The 19,760-nt window shown below is 47.7% G+C and carries 17 protein-coding genes; 15 read left to right on the top strand and 2 right to left on the bottom strand.

All coding sequences use genetic code 11. From position 1 onward, the window contains the following. Positions 1-12 precede the first annotated feature (12 nt). The 10 genes from QP860_RS02670 (at position 13) to QP860_RS02625 (ending at position 10,428) form a co-directional block, all read left to right on the top strand. Positions 13-747, top strand: coding sequence for a CpsD/CapB family tyrosine-protein kinase (locus QP860_RS02670; protein ID WP_083272439.1), 735 nt, complete (start codon positions 13-15; stop codon positions 745-747). A 202-nt stretch (positions 748-949) separates the two neighbouring features. Beyond that, positions 950-2,671, top strand: a complete 1,722-nt coding sequence (locus tag QP860_RS02665) for a phospho-sugar mutase (RefSeq protein ID WP_284912142.1) — start codon at positions 950-952, stop codon at positions 2,669-2,671. A gap of 62 nt (positions 2,672-2,733) precedes the next feature. Beyond that, complete coding sequence (gene rapZ / locus QP860_RS02660) at positions 2,734-3,624, top strand: RNase adapter RapZ (protein WP_070616497.1); 891 nt, start codon at positions 2,734-2,736, stop codon at positions 3,622-3,624. Continuing rightward, positions 3,621-4,649, top strand: a complete 1,029-nt coding sequence (locus tag QP860_RS02655) for a gluconeogenesis factor YvcK family protein (RefSeq protein ID WP_284912141.1) — start codon at positions 3,621-3,623, stop codon at positions 4,647-4,649. Before rapZ ends, QP860_RS02655 begins: the two co-directional genes overlap by 4 nt. Positions 4,650-4,664: 15 nt before the next feature. After that, the gene (whiA, locus tag QP860_RS02650; protein WP_070616501.1) at positions 4,665-5,597 is read left to right on the top strand and encodes a DNA-binding protein WhiA; all 933 of its coding nucleotides are present in this window, start codon (positions 4,665-4,667) and stop codon (positions 5,595-5,597) included. Between the two features lie 189 nt (positions 5,598-5,786). Further along, complete coding sequence (locus tag QP860_RS02645) at positions 5,787-6,386, top strand: NfeD family protein (RefSeq protein ID WP_284912140.1); 600 nt, start codon at positions 5,787-5,789, stop codon at positions 6,384-6,386. Continuing rightward, positions 6,379-7,359, top strand: coding sequence for a flotillin-like protein FloA (gene floA / locus QP860_RS02640; protein ID WP_067974708.1), 981 nt, complete (start codon positions 6,379-6,381; stop codon positions 7,357-7,359). The genes QP860_RS02645 and floA overlap by 8 nt, the downstream gene beginning before the upstream one ends. Beyond that, a complete protein-coding gene (locus QP860_RS02635) occupies positions 7,359-7,823 on the top strand; it encodes a hypothetical protein (RefSeq protein ID WP_284912138.1) in 465 nt (154 codons plus the stop codon). Before floA ends, QP860_RS02635 begins: the two co-directional genes overlap by 1 nt. Positions 7,824-7,918: 95 nt before the next feature. Beyond that, positions 7,919-8,890, top strand: a complete 972-nt coding sequence (locus tag QP860_RS02630; protein WP_067974713.1) for a GMP reductase — start codon at positions 7,919-7,921, stop codon at positions 8,888-8,890. Between the two features lie 128 nt (positions 8,891-9,018). Beyond that, positions 9,019-10,428 carry an aldehyde dehydrogenase family protein gene (locus tag QP860_RS02625; protein WP_284912137.1) on the top strand — a complete coding sequence of 470 codons (1,410 nt, stop codon included), beginning with the start codon at positions 9,019-9,021 and terminating at the stop codon, positions 10,426-10,428. Positions 10,429-10,779: 351 nt separating this feature from the next. Here QP860_RS02625 and QP860_RS02620 read toward each other — a convergent pair whose 3' ends face one another. Further along, positions 10,780-11,133 (bottom strand): single-stranded DNA-binding protein, encoded by a 354-nt coding sequence (locus QP860_RS02620; protein WP_067974720.1) that lies wholly within the window; start codon positions 11,131-11,133, stop codon positions 10,780-10,782. A 164-nt stretch (positions 11,134-11,297) separates the two neighbouring features. Between QP860_RS02620 and QP860_RS02615 the strand changes: the two genes are divergently transcribed. From QP860_RS02615 to QP860_RS02605, 3 genes are read left to right on the top strand one after another with little or no spacing between them, the layout of a single operon-like run. Further along, complete coding sequence (locus QP860_RS02615; protein WP_070616511.1) at positions 11,298-12,041, top strand: response regulator transcription factor; 744 nt, start codon at positions 11,298-11,300, stop codon at positions 12,039-12,041. 1 nt (position 12,042) lies between these two features. Beyond that, positions 12,043-13,482 (top strand): ATP-binding protein, encoded by a 1,440-nt coding sequence (locus tag QP860_RS02610; RefSeq protein ID WP_284912136.1) that lies wholly within the window; start codon positions 12,043-12,045, stop codon positions 13,480-13,482. Continuing rightward, positions 13,460-14,647, top strand: a complete 1,188-nt coding sequence (locus tag QP860_RS02605) for a class I SAM-dependent rRNA methyltransferase (RefSeq protein WP_284912135.1) — start codon at positions 13,460-13,462, stop codon at positions 14,645-14,647. Before QP860_RS02610 ends, QP860_RS02605 begins: the two co-directional genes overlap by 23 nt. A 51-nt stretch (positions 14,648-14,698) precedes the next feature. Here the strand turns inward: QP860_RS02605 and QP860_RS02600 are convergent, their stop codons facing one another. Continuing rightward, positions 14,699-15,967, bottom strand: coding sequence for a BaiN/RdsA family NAD(P)/FAD-dependent oxidoreductase (locus QP860_RS02600; protein WP_284912134.1), 1,269 nt, complete (start codon positions 15,965-15,967; stop codon positions 14,699-14,701). A gap of 109 nt (positions 15,968-16,076) precedes the next feature. Between QP860_RS02600 and QP860_RS02595 the strand changes: the two genes are divergently transcribed. Continuing rightward, complete coding sequence (locus tag QP860_RS02595; protein WP_284912133.1) at positions 16,077-16,778, top strand: ABC transporter ATP-binding protein; 702 nt, start codon at positions 16,077-16,079, stop codon at positions 16,776-16,778. A gap of 8 nt (positions 16,779-16,786) precedes the next feature. After that, positions 16,787-19,573 carry an FtsX-like permease family protein gene (locus QP860_RS02590; RefSeq protein WP_284912132.1) on the top strand — a complete coding sequence of 929 codons (2,787 nt, stop codon included), beginning with the start codon at positions 16,787-16,789 and terminating at the stop codon, positions 19,571-19,573. Positions 19,574-19,760 lie beyond the last annotated feature (187 nt).

Raw genomic sequence — 19,760 nt, 5'->3', positions numbered from 1 at the left:
GAGGTGTTAAGAATGTTTTCTCGTTTCAAACAAAAAGAAATCGTCAAAAAGAACCGGGAACAGCGCCAAGGTTCCAGCTTGATTACCCTCCAACGCCCTAATGATATTGTCTCGGAACAGTTTCGGACTATTCGGACCAATATTCAATTCGCCATGGAAGAACAGAAATTCAAATCCATTATGTTTACATCCTCGGGAGCTTGGGAAGGGAAGTCGACCATTGTAGCCAATATTGCAACGGTAATGGCCGACCTGAACTTACGGGTCTGCATTGTGGACTGTGACCTGCGTAAGCCTACGATTCATAAGACTTTTGATGTGGATGAACCTTCTGGCCTGACCAGTTTGCTGACCCAAAGAGAGCTGAAGACCATGAATTATGTCCAATATGTCCCTGAGGCTAATCTCTATGTCTTGCCGGCTGGTCCTAAGCCGCCAAACCCTGCCGAACTCCTGAGTTCCCAGCGGATGGCAGATATCATTGATGAACTGGAGCAGCTCTTTGACTTGGTGATTATTGATACGCCACCGATCCTCTTGGTGACCGATGCCCAGATCATGGCATCACGGGTCGATAATGTCATCTTCGTATTGCGGGAGAATGTCTCCCAGATTCGTAATGTCCAAAAGTCCAAAGAGCTCCTCGATGCCGTCAATGCCAATGTCCTCGGTGCCATCTATAATGGGGCCGTAGGGGATGCGATCAACTCCTACTACGGTTACGGTTACCACGACGAAGAAGTTTAAAAAATCCTGATTAAGCATGGTCAAGAGCCTAAGTAACTAGGCTTTTGACTATGTTTTTTATTTGCTTAGGCTAATAGCTACCGTAAAAGAGACTGATTTTTGTTAAGGGCTTACATCTTTTGAAAATTAGGATAAGATTAAAAGCCTTTACGGGTAAAATTTGCTATAATATAGGAAAAGAATATGATGAGGAGTGTTAATCATGACTTGGCAAGAAAATTTTAAACACTGGGACGACTTTGAAGACCTCGATCCAACTCTAAGAGAAGAATTAGACACTTTAAAAGAAGATTCCGAAGCTTTGGAAGATGCCTTCTACCAACGAATTGCTTTTGGGACAGCAGGTATGCGCGGACTCATGGGCCCAGGAATTAATCGCTTGAACATCTATACGGTTCGCCTATCTACAGAAGGCCTGGCCCGCTTAATGGAGGACTATGGGGCCGAGGCCAAGGAAGCTGGGGTGGCGATTGCCTATGATGGCCGTCACGATAGCCAGCGCTTTGCCTATGAGTCAGCAGCGGTCTTGGCCAAGCATGGCATTCCAACTTATGTTTATGAATCCCTGCGTCCAACCCCAGAGCTTTCCTTCACCGTGCGTGAACTGGAAACCTTTGCGGGGATTATGATTACTGCCAGTCATAATACCGCTGAATATAATGGCTACAAGGTCTATGGCGCGGATGGCGGCCAGATGACGCCTGAAGATGCCGATGCCCTGGTGGCCCACACGGAAGGGGTTGACCTCCTAACGATCCCTAGCTTGTCTCAAGAAGAGCTGAAGTCGACTGATCTCTTAACCATTATTGGAGAAGAGCTTGACCAGAAATACTTGGCCCGGGTAGCGGAAGTGACCATTGACCAAGACCTGGTTAAAGAAATGGGCGACCAAGTGACCATCGTATACACCCCCCTGCATGGGACCGGCCAGATGCCTGTTTCACGGGCTCTAGACCACGCCGGTTTCGAGTCAGTTGTCTTTGTGGACGAACAGAAGAATCCAGACCCTGACTTCACCTATGCGCCAGATCCTAACCCTGAGGATGCGGCAGCCTTTGAATATGCTATCAAGTACGGGGAAGCAGAAGCAGCCGATATTCTGCTAGCAACCGACCCCGATGCTGACCGGATGGGGGGCGCTGTCCGCCTACCTAATGGCAAGTACCAAATCTTAACCGGGAATCAGATTGGGGCACTCATGACCCACTACATTCTCCAAGCCAAGAAGGAAGCGAATGATCTGCCCGCTAATGGCGTGATTTTGAAATCGATTGTTTCTTCTGACTTGCCAGCTAAGATCGCAGCGGCTTATGGGGTTGAGACTGTTAATACCCTGACTGGCTTTAAGTGGATTGCGGATAAGATCAAACAATATCAAAAGGACCAAAGCAAGACCTTCCTCTTTGGTTTCGAAGAGAGCTATGGCTACCTGGTTAAGCCCTTTGTCCGCGATAAGGATGCCGTGCAAGCTATTCTTCTAATGTCAGAAATGACCGCCTATTATAAGAAGCAAGGCAAGACGCCTTATGATGGCCTGCAAGAAATCTTCCAGGAGTATGGTTACTTTAAAGAAAAGACCATTTCTGTTAAACTACCTGGACAGGCAGGTGCCGCTAAGATTGAGCAATTGATGAAGGGCTTAAGAGAAGAACCCCTCAAAGAAATTGCGGGGGTTCAAGTTAAAGCAACTTCTGATTTTGCTGACCAGACCAAGACTTATGCGGATGGCAAGCAGGAAAGTTTAGACCAAGCCCCATCAAATGTCTTAAAGTATGAACTTGAAGATGGGACCTGGATTGCTGTTCGCCCAAGTGGGACCGAGCCTAAGATTAAGTTCTATATTGGCGTAGAGGCAGAGAATGAGTTAGCTGCTCAAAAAGCTCTCGACCAATATGAAGCAGCGATGAAAGAATTTACAGCATAAAAGTTGAATCCAAGCTAGGTCAAAGACCTGGAAAGTCCCATCTTTATTATAGGAGTGATCGAATGACAAAAAATAATATTAAACTTGTGATAATTACAGGGATGAGCGGGGCCGGCAAGACGGTCGCCTTGCAATCCTTTGAAGATATGGGATATTTCTGTGTCGATAACTTGCCCCCATCCCTCTTGACTTCTTTTTGGGACCTCTTACAAGGTTCGAATACGATCAGTAAGGTTTGCCTAGTGATTGACCTGCGTTCGCGTGATTTCTTTACCGAACTCAACCAAGTCCTCACGAATATGGACCATAAAGATTTTATGAAATTACAAATCATCTTCCTTGAAGCTAGCGACAGCAAGTTGGTATCGCGTTATAAGGAATCTCGTCGCAGCCACCCGCTCCAGCAAGACGGTACGGTTTTAAACGGTATCCAGCGTGAACGCGAGCAATTAGCTGCCGTTAAGGAAAACTCTCATTTAGTAATCGACACCTCGTCCTTGTCACCGAGGGAGTTGCGGGCAACCTTAATACGTGAATTCCATAGCGGGGATGATGCCATTTTTACGGTAGAAGTGATGTCCTTTGGCTTCAAATATGGAATTCCGATCGATTCAGATATTGTCATGGATGTCCGATTCCTACCCAATCCTTATTACCAGACAGATCTCAGACCGCTGACGGGTCAGGATGCACCGGTTTATGATTATGTCATGGCCCAGTCCGATACCCAGACCTTCTTTGATAAATTTACAGATATGATCGACTTCACTCTGCCACTCTACGAAGCAGAAGGAAAGAGCAGTGTGACGATTGCCATTGGCTGTACGGGAGGCCAGCACCGGTCTGTCGCTTTGACCGAGCGCATTGGAGACCATATCAAAGCGTTGGGCTACAATGTCCATGTTTCCCACCGGGATGCCAGTAAGAGTCAGGCGGCGGTGAAGCATTCATGATTAACCGCGACTTGCTTAACCAAGCCAAGAACGATAAGCTAAAAATTACTGTCATTGGAGGGGGGACAGGCCTCCCCATCCTCCTATCCGGTCTCAAACAGGCCAATTGTGAGATTACGGCAGTGGTTACAGTCTCTGATAATGGGGGAAGTAGCGGCAGTATCCGGACCTCCCTCAATACCATTCCACCAGGTGATATTCGAAATTGTATTGTGGCCTTATCAGAAGTCGAACAAATCTATAAGGATATTTTCCAATACCGCTTTGCACCAGAAGACCAGGAGTTTTCAGGACATGCGATTGGGAACCTGATTATTGCTGCCCTAGCCGAGATGCGCGGGGATGTCTTTAGCTCCCTCCGTCTTTTATCGGCCATGATGAAGGTCAAGGGGCGGGTACTCCCGGCAGCTGAAGAGCCGCTTGTCTTACGGGCCCACTACAGCGATGGCAAAACGATTGATGGCGAAACGGAAATTGTTGGCCAGCGCCGGCCAATTGACCGGGTAAGTGTCCACTGTATGCCAGGCAGTCCCTGCCAGGACCGGGAACCCCAAGCAGGCCGTCAAGTGGTCTCGGCCATTCGCGAGGCGGACCTGATTGTTTTAGGTCCGGGCTCTCTCTATACCTCGATCCTTCCTAATTTAGTGATTGAAGATATCCGCCAGGCAGTTCTAGAAAGCCCAGCTAAGGTCGTCTATATTTGTAACATTATGACGCAGTTAGGGGAGACAGAGTACTTTTCTGATGCGGACCATGTCCGGGTGATCAATGACCACCTCCAGGCTAAGCGAATTGATTATGCCTTAATCAACAAGGCCCCGGTTCCCTATGAATACATGGAATCTGAACTCACCCCAGAGTACTTGGTCCAGGTGGAAAGAGACCGGGCAGGGATTCTCCAAGAGGAAGCCCAAATAGTTGCAGCTGATTTCCTTGACCTCAGAGAGACAGGCGTGTATCATGATCAAGATAAACTTGTCGAAACGATCTTACGTCTTTATGAAGCGGACAAAGGTTTCGAGTAGAGAGGAATACCAGTCGTGAGTTCATTTGCTGCAGATGTCAAAAAAGAATTAACCCGGATTGAAGTGAGTGTTGCTGAGGCCCAGGCAGAACTTTCTGCCCTGGTCAGGATGAATGGCTCGATTAACTTATTGAGTCAAGGTCTGGTCTTAAATGTTCAGACAGAGAATGCGGCCATTGCCCGGCGGATATATAGTCTTTTTAAGAAAACCTACCAGGTAACTGGCGAGATTATTGTGCGCCGGAAGATGAAATTAAAGAAGAACAATGTCTATATTGTGCGTATCCATCAAGAAGCCCAGGCTATCTTGTCTGATATGGAGATCCTAGACCGCTTAATGATTATCCCCCAGGTTCCCCAAGCGATTAAAGCGGATCCCAAATTGGCCAAGGCCTATCTACGGGGCGCTTTTCTAGCGGCAGGATCGGTGAATAATCCAGAGACGTCGAGTTATCATCTGGAAATTTATTCCATCCACCAGTCCCACAACCAAGACATTATCGAGCTTATGAACGCCTATGATCTCAATGCCCGGCAGATTGAACGGCGGAGCGGCTATATTACCTATCTTAAGGAAGCGGAAAAAATTTCTGACTTCTTAGCCTTACTGGGTGCCACCCAGGCTATCCTCCGCTTTGAAGATGTCCGGGTGATGCGGGATATGCGCAATTCCATCAACCGGATTGTGAACTGTGAGAGCGCTAATTTGAATAAGACGGTCACTGCTGCCGGTAAGCAAATTGAAAATATTAATTATATCGAAGCCCGAGTCGGCTTAGGGGAATTGCCGGTCAAATTGCGGGAGATTGCAGAGGCACGCTTGAAACACCCAGGGGCCAGCTTGAAGGAGCTGGGTGAGACCTTGGAGAGCGGCCCGGTTTCCAAGTCTGGCGTCAACCACCGCCTCCGCAAAATCAACCAATTTGCCGAAGAATTGCGCCGGCAGTAGAGTGTGCAAAATCAGTACTTTAGCTATGGAGGCACCCCATACAAATTTAGAGAGTTGGTCTTTGACCAGCTCTTTTTTGTATGGGCGAACTTATAAGTCAGCTTGTGAATTGCAGGAAACTTGGCAAGTATTGTATACTCGTATCAGAAGGTAACCGTCAATGGAAGTTAGGTGGAGGGAGGTCTTAAGATGGCGCTTATCATCTTTATCATTTCTGTTCTTTGCTTGGTCTATGGCTTTCAAGGTAAGTACCGGTTGGGAGCAAGTGCCTTAAGTTTAGTTTTTGCTTTAATCGCGCTCTATCTCTGGGGCCCGGGCCATTATGCCTTTATCGGTGTCCTGGCCCTAGGCTTAGCCTTAGTGATTTTTGAAGCCTTTTTACCTTCTTTAGGAATCTTAGGGCTGATAGGTCTGGGGATGCTGGCTTTTGAACTCTTCCAGCAGCGCTTGTCCCTCGACACTTTAGGCTTTGAAATTTTGGCTGCTCTTTATTTGGGCCTAGTGACTGCTGTTTTTATGATCCGCCTGGTCCTTAGTAGTCCCCAAGCTCAAGCACTGGTCTTAGAAGACCGGCCAGGCTCTCAAGGCAAAGGAGGAGACCAAGAAGATTTATTGGGCCAGCAGGCTGAGGTAGTCGCCCCTTTGAGACCGGTTGGTAAGGTGCGGGTCTCGGACGGACAGGTACTTGAAGCGATCAGTGAGCAAGATTTCGTTGACCGTGGCCAAGCCGTTGAAATTATTGCAGTTCGGACAAAAGATGTGAAAGTGAGGAGAATCGATCATGACTAATGTGTGGTTAGCAGCTTTTCTAGTATTTTTAGCCTTTATCTTGCTTATCCTATTCTTTATCTTTGTGCCTGTGGGCCTTTGGGTAACGGCTCATTTCTCAGGAGTTAAGGTAGGTTTAGGGGACTTAGTGGGCATGCGTTTGCGCCGGGTGAATCCGTCTCGTATTATCAAACCCCTGATTAAGGCGACTAAGGCGGGGCTTGACTTGGACCTCAACGACCTGGAAGCTCATTACTTGGCAGGTGGGGATATTAACATGGTGGTGGATGCCCTGATTGCAGCCCAACGCGCCATGATTGACTTGGAATTCGAACAGGCAGCTGCCATTGACCTAGCAGGCCGTGATGTCTTTGAAGCTGTCCAAGTTTCGGTTAATCCGAAAGTCATTGAAACGCCCGTGATTGCTGGGGTCGCCATGGATGGGATTGAGGTTCGCGCCAAGGCCAAGGTAACGGTGCGTGCCAATATTGAACGCTTAGTCGGCGGGGCAGGCGAATCAACCATCATTGCCCGGGTTGGTGAAGGGATTGTGACGACAGTCGGCTCATCTAAGACCCATACCATCGTCCTCGAAAACCCTGACTCTATCTCACAAACCATCCTGCGCAAGGGTCTGGACTCAGGAACTGCCTATGAAATTCTCTCCATTGATATCGCTGACGTTGATGTTGGACGCAATATCGGAGCGAAACTGCAAGCCGAACAAGCAGAAGCTGACAAGCGGATTGCCCAAGCCAAGGCTGAAGAAAGACGGGCGATGGCTGTGGCCAATGAACAAGAAAATATCGCCAAGACCCAGGAAATGCGTGCCAAAGTCGTTGAAGCCCAGTCTCAGGTGCCTCTTGCCCTGGCTGAAGCCTTGCGTTCAGGCCGTTTAGGGGTGATGGACCATTATCAATTAGAAAATCTCCAAGCTGACACGAAGATGCGTCAGTCCTTTGGGGAAGAGGAAAGCCCAGCAGGTGACGACTAATGTGGGCGTGGGTCTTACTGGCTTATGTTATTTACCGTCTCACTAAAGCTCTAATCCAGGCACTGGGCCCTAGTCAGGAGGCAGCTGAAACAAGTGAAGAGACTGTTGGCGAAGAGGAAGCACTCACCCCCATTGAGTTAGAGGGAGGCCAGGAAGAAAAGGCGGGTGCCTATGACCTGGACCAAGATCTAGACTTGGCGCCAATGACTTCAGATACGACCAACGAAGCGATTGATGATGCAGTTGACCGTTTCCATGAAGATCATGAAGACTTTAAGGCTTACTTGGATGACCATGCCCGAGCTCTTTTGGCGGACCAGGACCAGGCTGCTGTCGATCTTCCGAGGATCAATCCGAAGAGAGACTCAGACCCTAAGCGGCGTCCAAGTAAACAAGAGATTCGCCAGGGCTTGAAATGGCAAGTTTTGCTCAACCCACCGCCCAGTCGTCGGAAGAAAAAATGAGATTGTTTTAAGGAAAACTTTGCTTTTGTGGCTAATATAGAGTAAAATATTCGGCGGACAATTATAATGAATAGCCAAGCAGAAAGGTGAAAATCGTGCAAACTTTTGATTACGAACAGGTTCAATTAATTCCCGCTAAATGTATTGTGAAAAGCCGTCGCGAATGCGATACAAGTGTTGAATTTGGTAAACATCGCTTTAAGATTCCGATGGTACCAGCCAATATGCAGACGGTGATTGACGAAGCGCTCGCTATCCAATTAGCTGAGAAGGGATACTTCTACATTATGCACCGTTTCCAACCCGAAAAACGCCTCGATTTCATCAAAATGATGAATGAAAAAGGCCTCTATGCTTCCATTAGTGTGGGAGTTAAAGATGAGGAGCGCGACTTCATCCGTGAAGTGAAGGCTTCAGGGCAGGCAGTGGATTATATTACGATCGATATTGCCCATGGGCATTCACAAACGGTGATCGATATGATCCGATTTATTAAGGAAGAATTACCCGATACTTTTGTGATTGCGGGGAATATTGCCACACCAGAAGCTGTTCGCGATTTAGAAAACGCCGGTGCCGATGCGACTAAGGTGGGAGTTGGCCCTGGTCGGGTATGTATTACCAAGATTAAGACTGGTTTTGGGACCGCTGGTTGGCAGTTAGCTGCTGTTCGCCTCTGTGCTAAAGCCGCCCGCAAGCCGATCATTGCTGACGGGGGAATTCGGACCAATGGCGACTTAGCGAAGAGTATTCGCTTTGGGGCCAGCATGGTGATGGTAGGATCACTTCTAGCTGCTCATGAGGAATCGCCTGGTGAACAAGTTGAAGAAGATGGTGTCACCTATAAGGAATACTTCGGTTCAGCTAGTCAATTCCAAAAAGGCATCTACAAAAACGTGGAAGGCAAGCGAATTTTAATTGAGAGCCGGGGCAGCCTCTTCTCTACCTTGAAGGAGATGGAAGAAGACTTGCAGAGCTCTATTTCCTATGCAGGAGGACGCGACTTGGGGGCCCTGCGTACCGTTGACTATGTGGTGGTACCAAGTATTTACAACGGCGACCGGTAATTTATAGGAAAGATATAAGCAATAAGTCGATAATTTCGGCTAAACTGTGTTACAATGAGATAACCCTAAGCTAAATGGGGCAAAAGCTTAGCGTATTCTCATTAAAATCAGAAAGAAGTGATATTGACATGACAGATTACCAATTTTATATTGATGGTGAATGGCGTAATGCCTCATCCAATGAATGGATGGAAGTAAAGAATCCAGCCAATGGTGAAATCGTGGGGCGTGTTCCTCGGGGGACTGCCGATGATATGAATGCTGCGGTTGCAGCGGCAAAAGCAGCCTTCCCAGCATGGAATGAAACCAGTGTAGAAGAACGGACTGCTTTATTGAAAAAAGTGCGTGACGGTATTGTTGATCGCCAAGATGAAATTGCTGATATTATCGTCCAAGAATTGGGCGCACCGATCAGCCTCGCTCGCTCTAAGCATGTCCAACAACCAATCAAAGAAATGGATGACATGTTCGATGACTTAGAAAATGTTCATTTCGAAGAAGATATTGATGGGACGCAAGTGGTTAAGGAAGGCCTCGGTGTAGTAGCTTGTGTGACGCCATGGAACTTCCCATTAACCCAGATTGAACGTAAGATTGGACCAGCCCTCATTGCGGGTAATACAGTGGTTGTAAAACCTGCGACCGATACCCCAATTACCGCTGTCCTCTTAGCTGAAATTTGTGAGGAAGCTGGCTTACCTAAGGGCGTCTTTAACTTAGTGACAGGCCAAGGGAGTCAAGTCGGCGACGTGCTAACTGAACACAAGGATGTTGATGTCATTTCCTTTACCGGGTCAACAGAAGTGGGCCGCCACCTCTACCAACATGCCAGCTTTACCATTAAAAAGTTAATCCTAGAACTCGGTGGGAAATCTCCATTGATTTATATGCCAGGTGGCGACTTGGACTATGCTGTGAAGAAATCCATGGATACTGTAGTCAATAACTGTGGGCAAACTTGCTCAGCCTTGACTCGTCTCTTGGTTCCTCGCGAGGAATTGGAAGCGGCTAATCAAAGTATTTTAAACTACTATGAAAAGAATGTCGTAATCGGTGATCCGACAGATCCTGATACAGTGGTAGGTCCAGTTGTTTCCGAACGTCAAAAAGAAACCGTTGAATCCTATATTCAAAAGGGTAAAGAAGAAGGTGCCCGCGTACTTGTCGGCGGTGGTAAAATCGACCGTGAAGGCCACTATGTTGAACCAACTGTCTTTACCGATGTGGATAACAAGATGGTGATTGCTCAAGAAGAAATCTTCGGCCCAGTTCTCTGTGTCATCCCTTATGACAGCTTAGAGGAAGCCATTGAAATTGCTAATGATACAGAATACGGTCTATCCGGTGCTGTAGTTGGCCCAAGCGATGAAGAAGCCATCGCAGTTGCCCGCAAGATCCGGACCGGCTCTGTCTACATTAACAAATCCGGCAAGAGCAACAAGGCTCCATATGGCGGCTACAAACAATCCGGAATCGGACGCGAAAACGGCCGCTACGGTGTCCAAGACTACCTCGAAATCAAATCCATTTATAAATAAAGGGTGAGAGCAAGAGCGCTTAGACTTGAATGATTGGAGGCTCATCGAAAAAGACTGACGCTAGTCAGACGTTTCGATGAGCTGAAATCACTTCAAGTCTGCTTTTGCGACCCCGACTAGAACAGGGTGTGAGCAAAGGCGTCTAGAAAGGGATGACTGGAGGAAAAGCGGATAAGAGCGGCTTTAGCCGGTCGTTCCACTTTTCTGAAGTCACTCCCTTTCTGCCTTTGCGAACCCGACTAAGGGTGTGGGCAGAAGCTTCTGTATCCTCGCCTCCCACATTTGAAAGTATAAAAAAGCAACAGGCTGCCTTTTCGCAGCCTGTTTTTATTAGGGGAGGGATTTTTCTAATTAGTCTTTAGCGACTTGGATAGTCATGACCTTGTCTGCGTCGCTTACTTTTTTACGTAAGAAAGTGACATCGCTGATCACAATTTCAATCGCTGTTTGATTGTGTCCTGCTTTATTCTCATAACGCCGGCTTTGGATCCGACCAACTAGGCCTAGTTCATCACCCTTTTCAAGGTATTTGGCGATTAGGCGGGCGGTACCGTTCCAAGCGACAATGGGAATAAAGTCTGCTTCTTGTTTTTGACTATTGCGTCGGTTAATCGCAATGAGATTATTTAGGACGGCATTGCCATTGGCAAACTCTTTAATTTCAACATCAACGGCTAAACGACCGATACAAGCAACTTGATTCATTTATTCTCACCTCCTATTAGATATATAAACGAAAAAAGCTGAAATTCACGAAAGAATTTTAAGATTTTTTACTTCAAAGCTAATTTAAATAGGGTACAATAGTTTTGAAGGCTCACATAGAAAATACTTATTTTTGTGAACGATAAAGAAAGTGGGGACCTCGAATGCGTATACTAATGATTGAAGATGATGCCTCGATTTCTGAAATGCTAGGCATGTACTTTGAACCAGAAGAGGACTGGTCAGCCATTTTTATTGCTGATGGTCAAGAGGGTTGGGAGTATTTTCTTAACCATGAAGAAGAAATTGAAATGATTATTTTAGATTTAAACCTGCCTTCTTTAAATGGCAAGGAAATCTGTAAGCGAATCCGCGCGCGCAATAAGATGGTACCAATTATTATGCTCACAGCTCGTGATTCTGAGAGTGACCAGATCCTAGGTCTGGGTTTAGGGGCGGACGACTATGTCACTAAACCCTTCAGCGCGATTACCTTGATTGCCCGAATGAAGGCCCTCTACCGCCGCTATCAGGAAGAACAGGACCAGTTAGCGGCTGTTGACCAGGACCAAGATAAGGGAGCAAAGCAGGACCAAGACCATATTGTGTCCACCCAATCGATTCGGATTAATACTAAGACCCGGGAAGCTTATTATAATGACCAAGAAATTAAGAATTTAACGCCTAAAGAATTTGATATCTTAGCCCTTCTTGCTTCTCATCCTAAACAAGTCTTTACCCGAGAAAACCTGCTCAGCAGCCTCTGGGAAGAGCCCTTTTACGGGGATGAGCGAACGGTTGATGCCCATATTAAGAAGCTCCGCCATAAGATGGAAGCTCTAGGGCCCCAGGTGATCCAGACTGTCTGGGGTGTCGGTTACAAGTTCGACGAGACTGAGGGGGATTAGTTTGCGTTACTTTTACCAACTCTTGTTAGCTTTTATTGTTGTGATTTTGTTTACCCTATCCGGCTTGTCCTATGTCATGATCCGTATCCCGGAAGAACGTTTTCAAAATCAAACGGCCCAACAATTGGATTCAATGGCCGATTATTTTGAAGAAACATCAGTCAACCCGGATTACTTAGCAGACAAGCAAGAGCTCTTAGAGAGCACGGGCATTAAGGTTTTTCTCTATGACCAAGATGCCCAGCTCGTCTATCCTAAGACGGAAGGCCAGGGAACAGAGCCTGTCTCTAACTATCTCGACCAACAAGATTTGGCCAGTTTAAAGAGCGGGACACGTCAGCCCATGCGTGCCTTTGATATGGGCTTTTCTAAGGAAGATGGGGATGCCTTAGCCACTTTTGTGCCCCGTTTCGACGGCGATCGCTACCAGGGCTTTGTGGCTATTGGCAAGAATAACTTTGAATTTGGCCACCGCCTCTTAGGCAACCGCATGGATACTCTTGTTGCGGCTCTCTTAGTGGGTGGAGCTGCTTTAGTCATTGCCCTGGGGATTTCTTACTTCTTGAACCAGCGGATTGGTCGCATCCGCCAGGCAACTAAGGAAGTAGCGGATGGTAATTATGCTGTCCGCTTGCCCCAAGACTATGATGATGAAATTGGTGACCTCAGCCGGGACTTTAACCGGATGGCGGCGTCTCTTGAAGGTTCGATTGAGGAGATTAACCGCCAGGAAAATATTCGCCGGCAATTTATGTTAGACGTGGCGCACGAAATGCGGACGCCGCTAACCACCATGAACGGCCTCTTAGAAGGCTTGCGCTATGGCCTAATCCCAGAAAAACATTTCGACCGGAGTATCGAACTGGTCCACAATGAGACCCAGCGTTTAACGCGGCTCGTTAACCAAAACCTGGACTATGAAAAGATCCGCTCGCAGGAAATTTTCCTTATGCCGATGACCTTCAAGCTGCGGCAAATGCTGGAAGACCTGGCCCTTCAACTGGATGAGGCAGCTAAGTCCAAGGAAGACCAGATTCTAATCGATTGTTCGGATGAGACAGAAGTTTATGCGGACTGGGACCGGCTCCGGCAAATCCTCTTTAATATTACTCAAAATGCGATCCAATTCACGGACCAAGGCCATGTTAAGCTGCAAGCCCGCGAGACGAGTGAAGCGACAGAAATTCAAATTATCGATACGGGGATTGGGATGACGGAAGAGGAATTAGCCAATATTTGGGAACGCTTCTACAAGGCAGATGAATCACGTAAGTCATCGGCCTATGGGGAGTCAGGACTCGGTTTGGCTATTGTTCATGAACTGATCCATGCCCATGGTGCCCAGGTGGAGGTTGAGAGTAGGCCTGGCCAAGGGACCCGTTTTATCCTGACTTTTCCTAAAGCAAAGGAGGAAGATTGTGACAATCAAGATGACCGTTAAATTAAAACAAGAAGCAGCTCAAGCCCTGCGCCAGGGGAGGCCTCTCTTGCAGGCAGATGATTTTATGGGGGAAGTCTCCTTTAACGAAGGGGACCAAGTTTATTTGACCGATTCCAAGGGAGACTTTCTCGCTATGGCTTACTTGGCTAAGCAGAATAAGGGCTTGGGTTGGGTCTATAGTTACCAAAGAGACCAGGTTCTCGACCCGTCCTTTTTCAAGCAAATTTTTAGCCGGGCCAAGGCTAAACGTCAAGACCTATTCGATGATGAGCTAACAACAGCCTTTCGTTTCTTTAATGGGGAAGGCGATGGCTTGGGTGGGCTAAGTGTCGATGTCTATGGGGACTACCTACTGATCCAATGGTATTCGATAGGCATTTATGCCTATCGGGCAAGCATCGTTGAAGCCCTTAAGGAAGTCCTGCCAGCTTGTCGGGGGATTGTGGGTAAGAACCGCTTCCAAAGTCAGGATCACTTAGCCAGTGAATGGTTGGCTGGAGAGGAAGCGCCTGAGCATTTTACAGTCCTGGAGGAGGGTCGTCGCTATGTGGTTCGACTTAATGACCATTGGATGACGGGGATTTTCTTGGACCAACGCGAGGTGAGAACCTATCTTCAGAGCGAACTAGCAGTAGGTCGCCGAGTCCTCAACACCTTCTCCTATACCGGCGCCTTCTCAGTGGCAGCAGCTCTAGGTGGGGCCAGCCAAACCTGCAGTGTCGACCTAGCCAACCGCAGTCGTGACTTGACAGAAGAACAATTTGCGGCTAATGGTATTTCCTTAGCCAACCAGGAAATTTACGTCATGGATACCTTCGATTACTATAAGTATGCCCGGCGCCATGACAAGTTTTATGACTTGATCATTATGGACCCGCCGAGCTTTGCCCGGAATAAGAAAAAAGTTTTCAAAGTGAACAAAGACTATCCTAAATTAGTGGCGGAGGCTTTAGAAATCCTATCCAGTCAGGGGGACTTGGTCTGCAGCACCAATGCTTCCACTTATAGCCTGGCTGCTTTTAAATCTGATATTGAAAAGGGCGCTAAGAAAGCCCAGCGCTCTTTACGTCTTATTCAAGAATTTAAATTGCCCGGGGATTTCCCTGTGCCAGCTCACAGTCCGGAAAGTGATTATTTGAAGGTATTGATTTACCGGGCCGACTAAAAAACAGCACCGCTTGAACGTTCGAGTTTAGGCGGTGCTGTCTTTATTTGATTAGGCCATGCTGAAGGCTTGGTAGGCGGCGCTTTCGCCGGCTGCGTGGCCTGTGACGAAGGCGGCGGTGATATTATACCCGCCTGTGTAGCCGTTGAGGTCGAGAAGTTCGCCGCAGATAAAGACTTGGGGATGGAACTTGCTCTGCATAGAGTAGGGGTCGACCTCATCTAGCGTGAGCCCGCCTCCTGTGACGAAGGCTTTATCGATCAATAAGCTGCCATCGACTTCAAAGCTAAAGCCCTTGAGCTCATGGACTAAGGCGGCCCACTGCTTCTTGGATAGGTCTTGGCAGGGGGTCAGGGCAGGGACCTTGGCTCTCTGGCAGAGAAACTCGGCATAACGCTCGGGGACGACTTCTTTGAGGACATTGCGGATAGCCTTGGCCTTATAGTCCGCTTGGAGGTCAGCATAGGCTTGGATGAGCTCTTCTTTACTGCGGCCAGGTAGGACATCGAGTTTCATGTGGACAGTTTTTTGCTGGCCTTGGCGGAGTAAGTTTTGAACGAACATGGAACAGCGCAGGACGGCTGGCCCACTGACCCCAAAATGGGTAAAGATCATATCCATTTTATGGCTAACGACTGGCTTTTCTTGGGCATCTAGGACGGTCAGCTTGACATCGCGCAGGGAGAGGCCATGGAGCCTTTTCTTCTTGATAAAGGGCTCTGAAGAGGTTAGGGGAACTTCGGTGGGATAGATAGCTTGGATGGTGTGGCCCAGACCTTCTAAGATAGGGTAGGCATCTCCTGTCGATCCTGTTCGCGGGTGGGCCCGGCCCCCCATAGCTAAAACCACTGTTCGCCCCTGAAATTGCCGCTGGTCTTCTAAGTGGACCGTCACTTCATCGCCTTGGATCTCTAGCTCTTTCAATTTGGCCTGGCAGATAATGTCCACTTTTAGATGCTTCAATTCATCTATAAAAGTCTGCAGGATAGTCTTGGCTGAGTCTGAGACAGGGAACATGCGGCCGTGGTCTTCTTCTTTAAGGGCGACGCCACGCTCTTCGAAGAAGGCCATAATATCGCTGTTATCGAAACGCGAGAAGGCACTGTAGAGAAACTTGCCATTGCCTGGAATATGGTCGATAATATAGCGGGCGGGACGTTTATTGGTGACATTACACCGGGTCCCTCCAGTGAGCAAGAGCTTTTTGCCGAGGCTGGGATTTTTTTCTAAGAGGAGGACTTGGGCACCAACTTGAGCTGCGGCACAAGCTGCCATGAGACCGCTAGTCCCTCCACCAATGACAATCACGTCGTAAATCATAAAGAACTCCTTAAATTTATTTATTTTAATTGCTTTTATTTTCAGCTAGTTTTTACTATTGATATACTAACAAAGTAACATATTGTATGAAGAAAGGGAATGGTCAACTATGGCATATATCGAATTCAAAGATGTCGTTAAATCCTATGGTGAAGGCCGGTCCCAGGTGAAGGCAAATGACCATATGAGCTTTGAAATTGAAGCGGGAGAATTTGTCGTCATTCTGGGACCATCAGGAGCTGGTAAATCGACAACCTTAAATATTCTAGGGGGAATGGACAAGCCCACATCGGGTGAAATATGGGTAGATGGCCAGGAAATTGGCCAGTTTAACGACCGGCAATTGACTAAGTTTCGTCGGGATAATGTTGGTTTTGTCTTCCAATTCTATAATCTCATTCCCAACCTGACCGCCCGGGAAAACATTGAATTAAGTGAGCAGATTGCCCAACAAGCCATTGCTGCTGATCAGGCTTTGGCAGCAGTAGGCTTAACGGACCGGCAGAATAACTTTCCTGCCCAATTGTCTGGGGGCGAGCAGCAGCGGGTTTCCATAGCTCGAGCCCTAGCCAAAAATCCTAAGCTCCTTCTCTGCGACGAGCCGACAGGGGCCTTGGATAATGAAACAGGTCAGCAAGTCCTCGCCCTCTTACAGAAGCAGTCTCGTAAAGAGGAGACAACAGTCATCGTGATTACCCATAACCGTGCCATTGCCCCGATGGCTGACCGTGTTATTGAGATCAAGAACGGCCAGGTGGCAGATAGCTATCTACAAACAGAGCCCAAGACCGTTGCAGAGATTGAATGGTAGGGGTGGCTATGAAGAGAACAGCTTTATGGAAAGATAGTTTACGCGAGATTAAAAATAGTTTTTCTCGCTTCATTGCCTTACTGGGAATTATCTTCTTAGGGGCAGGCTTTTTTGTAGGAATCCGAGCAGCAGCTCCAAATATGCGTCAGACCGCTAATCTTTACTTCCAAGACCAGCACTTACAGGACCTGAGCCTGCAAGCTGACTGGGGACTTACGGATGAAGATATTGATCGGGTGGATGACTTGGAAGGCATCCAGGCCTATCCCTACCGCAGTGTCGACCGAGAAGAAAAAAAACAAGAGACTCTTTTACGCTTCTTGCCGAACTTTAACCAGATGGGCGAGGTTAACCAGTACAAGTTACGGTCTGGCCGTCTCCCTGAAAATAAGGATGAAGTGGCTCTGGATGCCCGCTTAGCTGAAGAAGGGGGCTTCAACTATCAAATCGGGGATGAAATTGAACTAGCTGATCCTGACCAGGAAGGCGATGACCAAGCCTCAGGCCTAGCCTCCAACCGCTTCAAGGTGGTGGGCTTTGTGACCTCACCGATGTATATTGACCAGAGTGCCCGGGGGAATAGTCCTATCGGCAAGGGAACTATCGATGGCTTTGCGGTTGTCCAGCCCGAGGTCTTTACCGGGGACTTGTACAGCCAGCTGGCCTTCAAAGTCGATGGCCTAGAAGATTATCCAGCCTATAGCGACGCTTATGAAGAAAAAGTTGACCAGGCTAAGGCGGATATCGAAGCGGCCTTGGATGGTCGGCCAGAGGAACGCTACCAGCAGCAACAAGAAGACTTAGACCAGGACATCCAAGAAGCGGAGGAGGACTTGAAACCAGGCCAAGAAGCTATTCAAAAGGCCAAGGATCAGGTTGAGGCCCAGAAGGAAAGTTTGCAGAGTCAAGAAGACCAATTGAAGCAAGTGACTGCTGGCCTAGGAGAAGGAGCTGCTAACTTACCTCAATTCGCCCAAGCTAGAGAACAATTAAACCAAGGCAAGGAAGCCCTTAAGCAAGCCGAAGAGGATATCCAAGCTAAGGAAAAAGACTTAGCAGAAGGCCAGGAAAAACTCAACCAGGCCAAGACTTATAAGGATGAAATGGAGGCTCCTAACTACCAAGTCAATGACCGCAGCCAATTGAGCGGTTACAGTGAGTATGAGGACAATGCAGACCGGATTGCCGCCATTGCCCGGGTCTTTCCAGTCATCTTTTTCCTAGTGGCTGCCTTGGTGAGCTTCACAACTATGACGCGGATGGTCGATGAGCAGCGGATCCAATTGGGGACGCTCAAGGCTTTAGGCTACCGGTCTTCCGAAATCGCCATTAAGTTTCTATTATATGCCGGACTGGCTAGCGTTATTGGGACCTTGTTGGGAGTGGCAGTGGGCAATTATCTCTTGCCCAATATCATTGTCAACGCCTACGGGATGCTCTACGATTTAGGTCAGGAAGTCTACTATGGCTTCTACTGGAAGGACTTCCTCCTTGCCCTCAGCATCTCCCTCCTGACAACCGTTGGACCGGCCTGGTTGGTGACCCGCAATTCGCTAACCGAACCAGCGGCCGTTTTGATGCGGCCTAAGCCCCCTAAAGAAGGCCAGCGGATTCTCTTGGAACGTTGGACCTGCTTCTGGCAAAAACTTAGCTTCAATAATAAGATCAGCTTGCGTAACCTCTTCCGCTACAAGGGCCGTAATGCCATGACCCTGATTGGGGTGGCTGGGTCAACTGCCCTCCTGCTGACGGGCTTTGGGATATCGGACTCCATATCTGGCTTGGCTGATCGTCAATTCATCGATCTCGAGCATGCCCAAGCTATTGTTCAATACCAGCCCAAGCTATCGGCGGAAGAAGTGGCTGATTTAAATGAAAGTGTCCACCAGCACGACCAGGTGGCAGATGCCCTACCTCTCTATACGGCTAGCTACCAAACAACAGACGACCGGGTCAACCAACAGACCGTTTCCCTCCATGCTTTGGACCCTGATTCTAACTACCAGGACTTCTATGCTCTCGCAGATGTGGCGACAGGGGACAGAATGCCCCTGCCTGAAGATGGGGTTCTTATCAACCACAAACTAGCTAAACTTCTGGATATCAAAGCAGGTGATTCTATCAGCTTGGAAGATCCTGATGGTCAAGTGGTGGACTTGCCAGTCAAGGGGGTCTTTGAAAGCTACATCATGCACGATGTCTTTATGAGCCAGTCGGTCTACGAAGATTTAATCGGTAGCCTGCCTAGTCAAAACCAGGTGGAAATAAAATTAAAGGATAATGCGCCTGAGAAGAAGGGCCAGGTCATCGATGATTTGATGGCAGAAGAGGGGATTGTCACGGTCGTTAACATTGACCAATTCCGGAATATGTTCAATGAAACTTTGGAAACTTTGAATCTAGTGACCCTGGTCTTGATTATCGCGGCAGCTATCCTCGCTTTTATTGTGCTCTATAGCCTGACCAATATTAATGTCTCGGAACGGATCCGAGAATTATCAACTATCAAGGTACTGGGCGCCTACCCACTCGAGGTCACCCTCTATATCTATCGGGAAACCCTCTTGTTGACAGTGGGCGGTATCCTAGCCGGACTTGCCATGGGACAAATTTTGACCACTTATATCTTACAGACAGTCGAAGTGGATATCATGATCTTCCCGGCCCAAATCCAAGGCTTATCCTATCTTTATGCCAGCCTTCTAACTTTAATCTTCTCACTTATCGTTATGGCAATCATGCACCATAAATTGAAGCAGGTAGATATGGTTGAAGCCCTCAAAGGGGTGGAATAAGATTTAATTACCGTCACCGATACTAATAAGTAGATAAATAGAAAAGCAGCACCAGCGGCTGCTTTTTTATTTTTAATAGAAATATTATATTAAAAAGATAAGAAAGATGATAAAATTCTGATTGATTTCTTAAAAAAAGCTTGACTTAATTGTCTGAAAATTCTAAACTATATCTCATAGCAAAAAC

It is taken from the genome of Aerococcus sp. UMB1112A (genome assembly GCF_030230715.1).
Classification (GTDB): Bacteria; Bacillota; Bacilli; order Lactobacillales; family Aerococcaceae; genus Aerococcus.
Note: the sequence above shows the minus strand (reverse complement) of the source record. Positions and strands in the feature narration are given on the sequence as shown.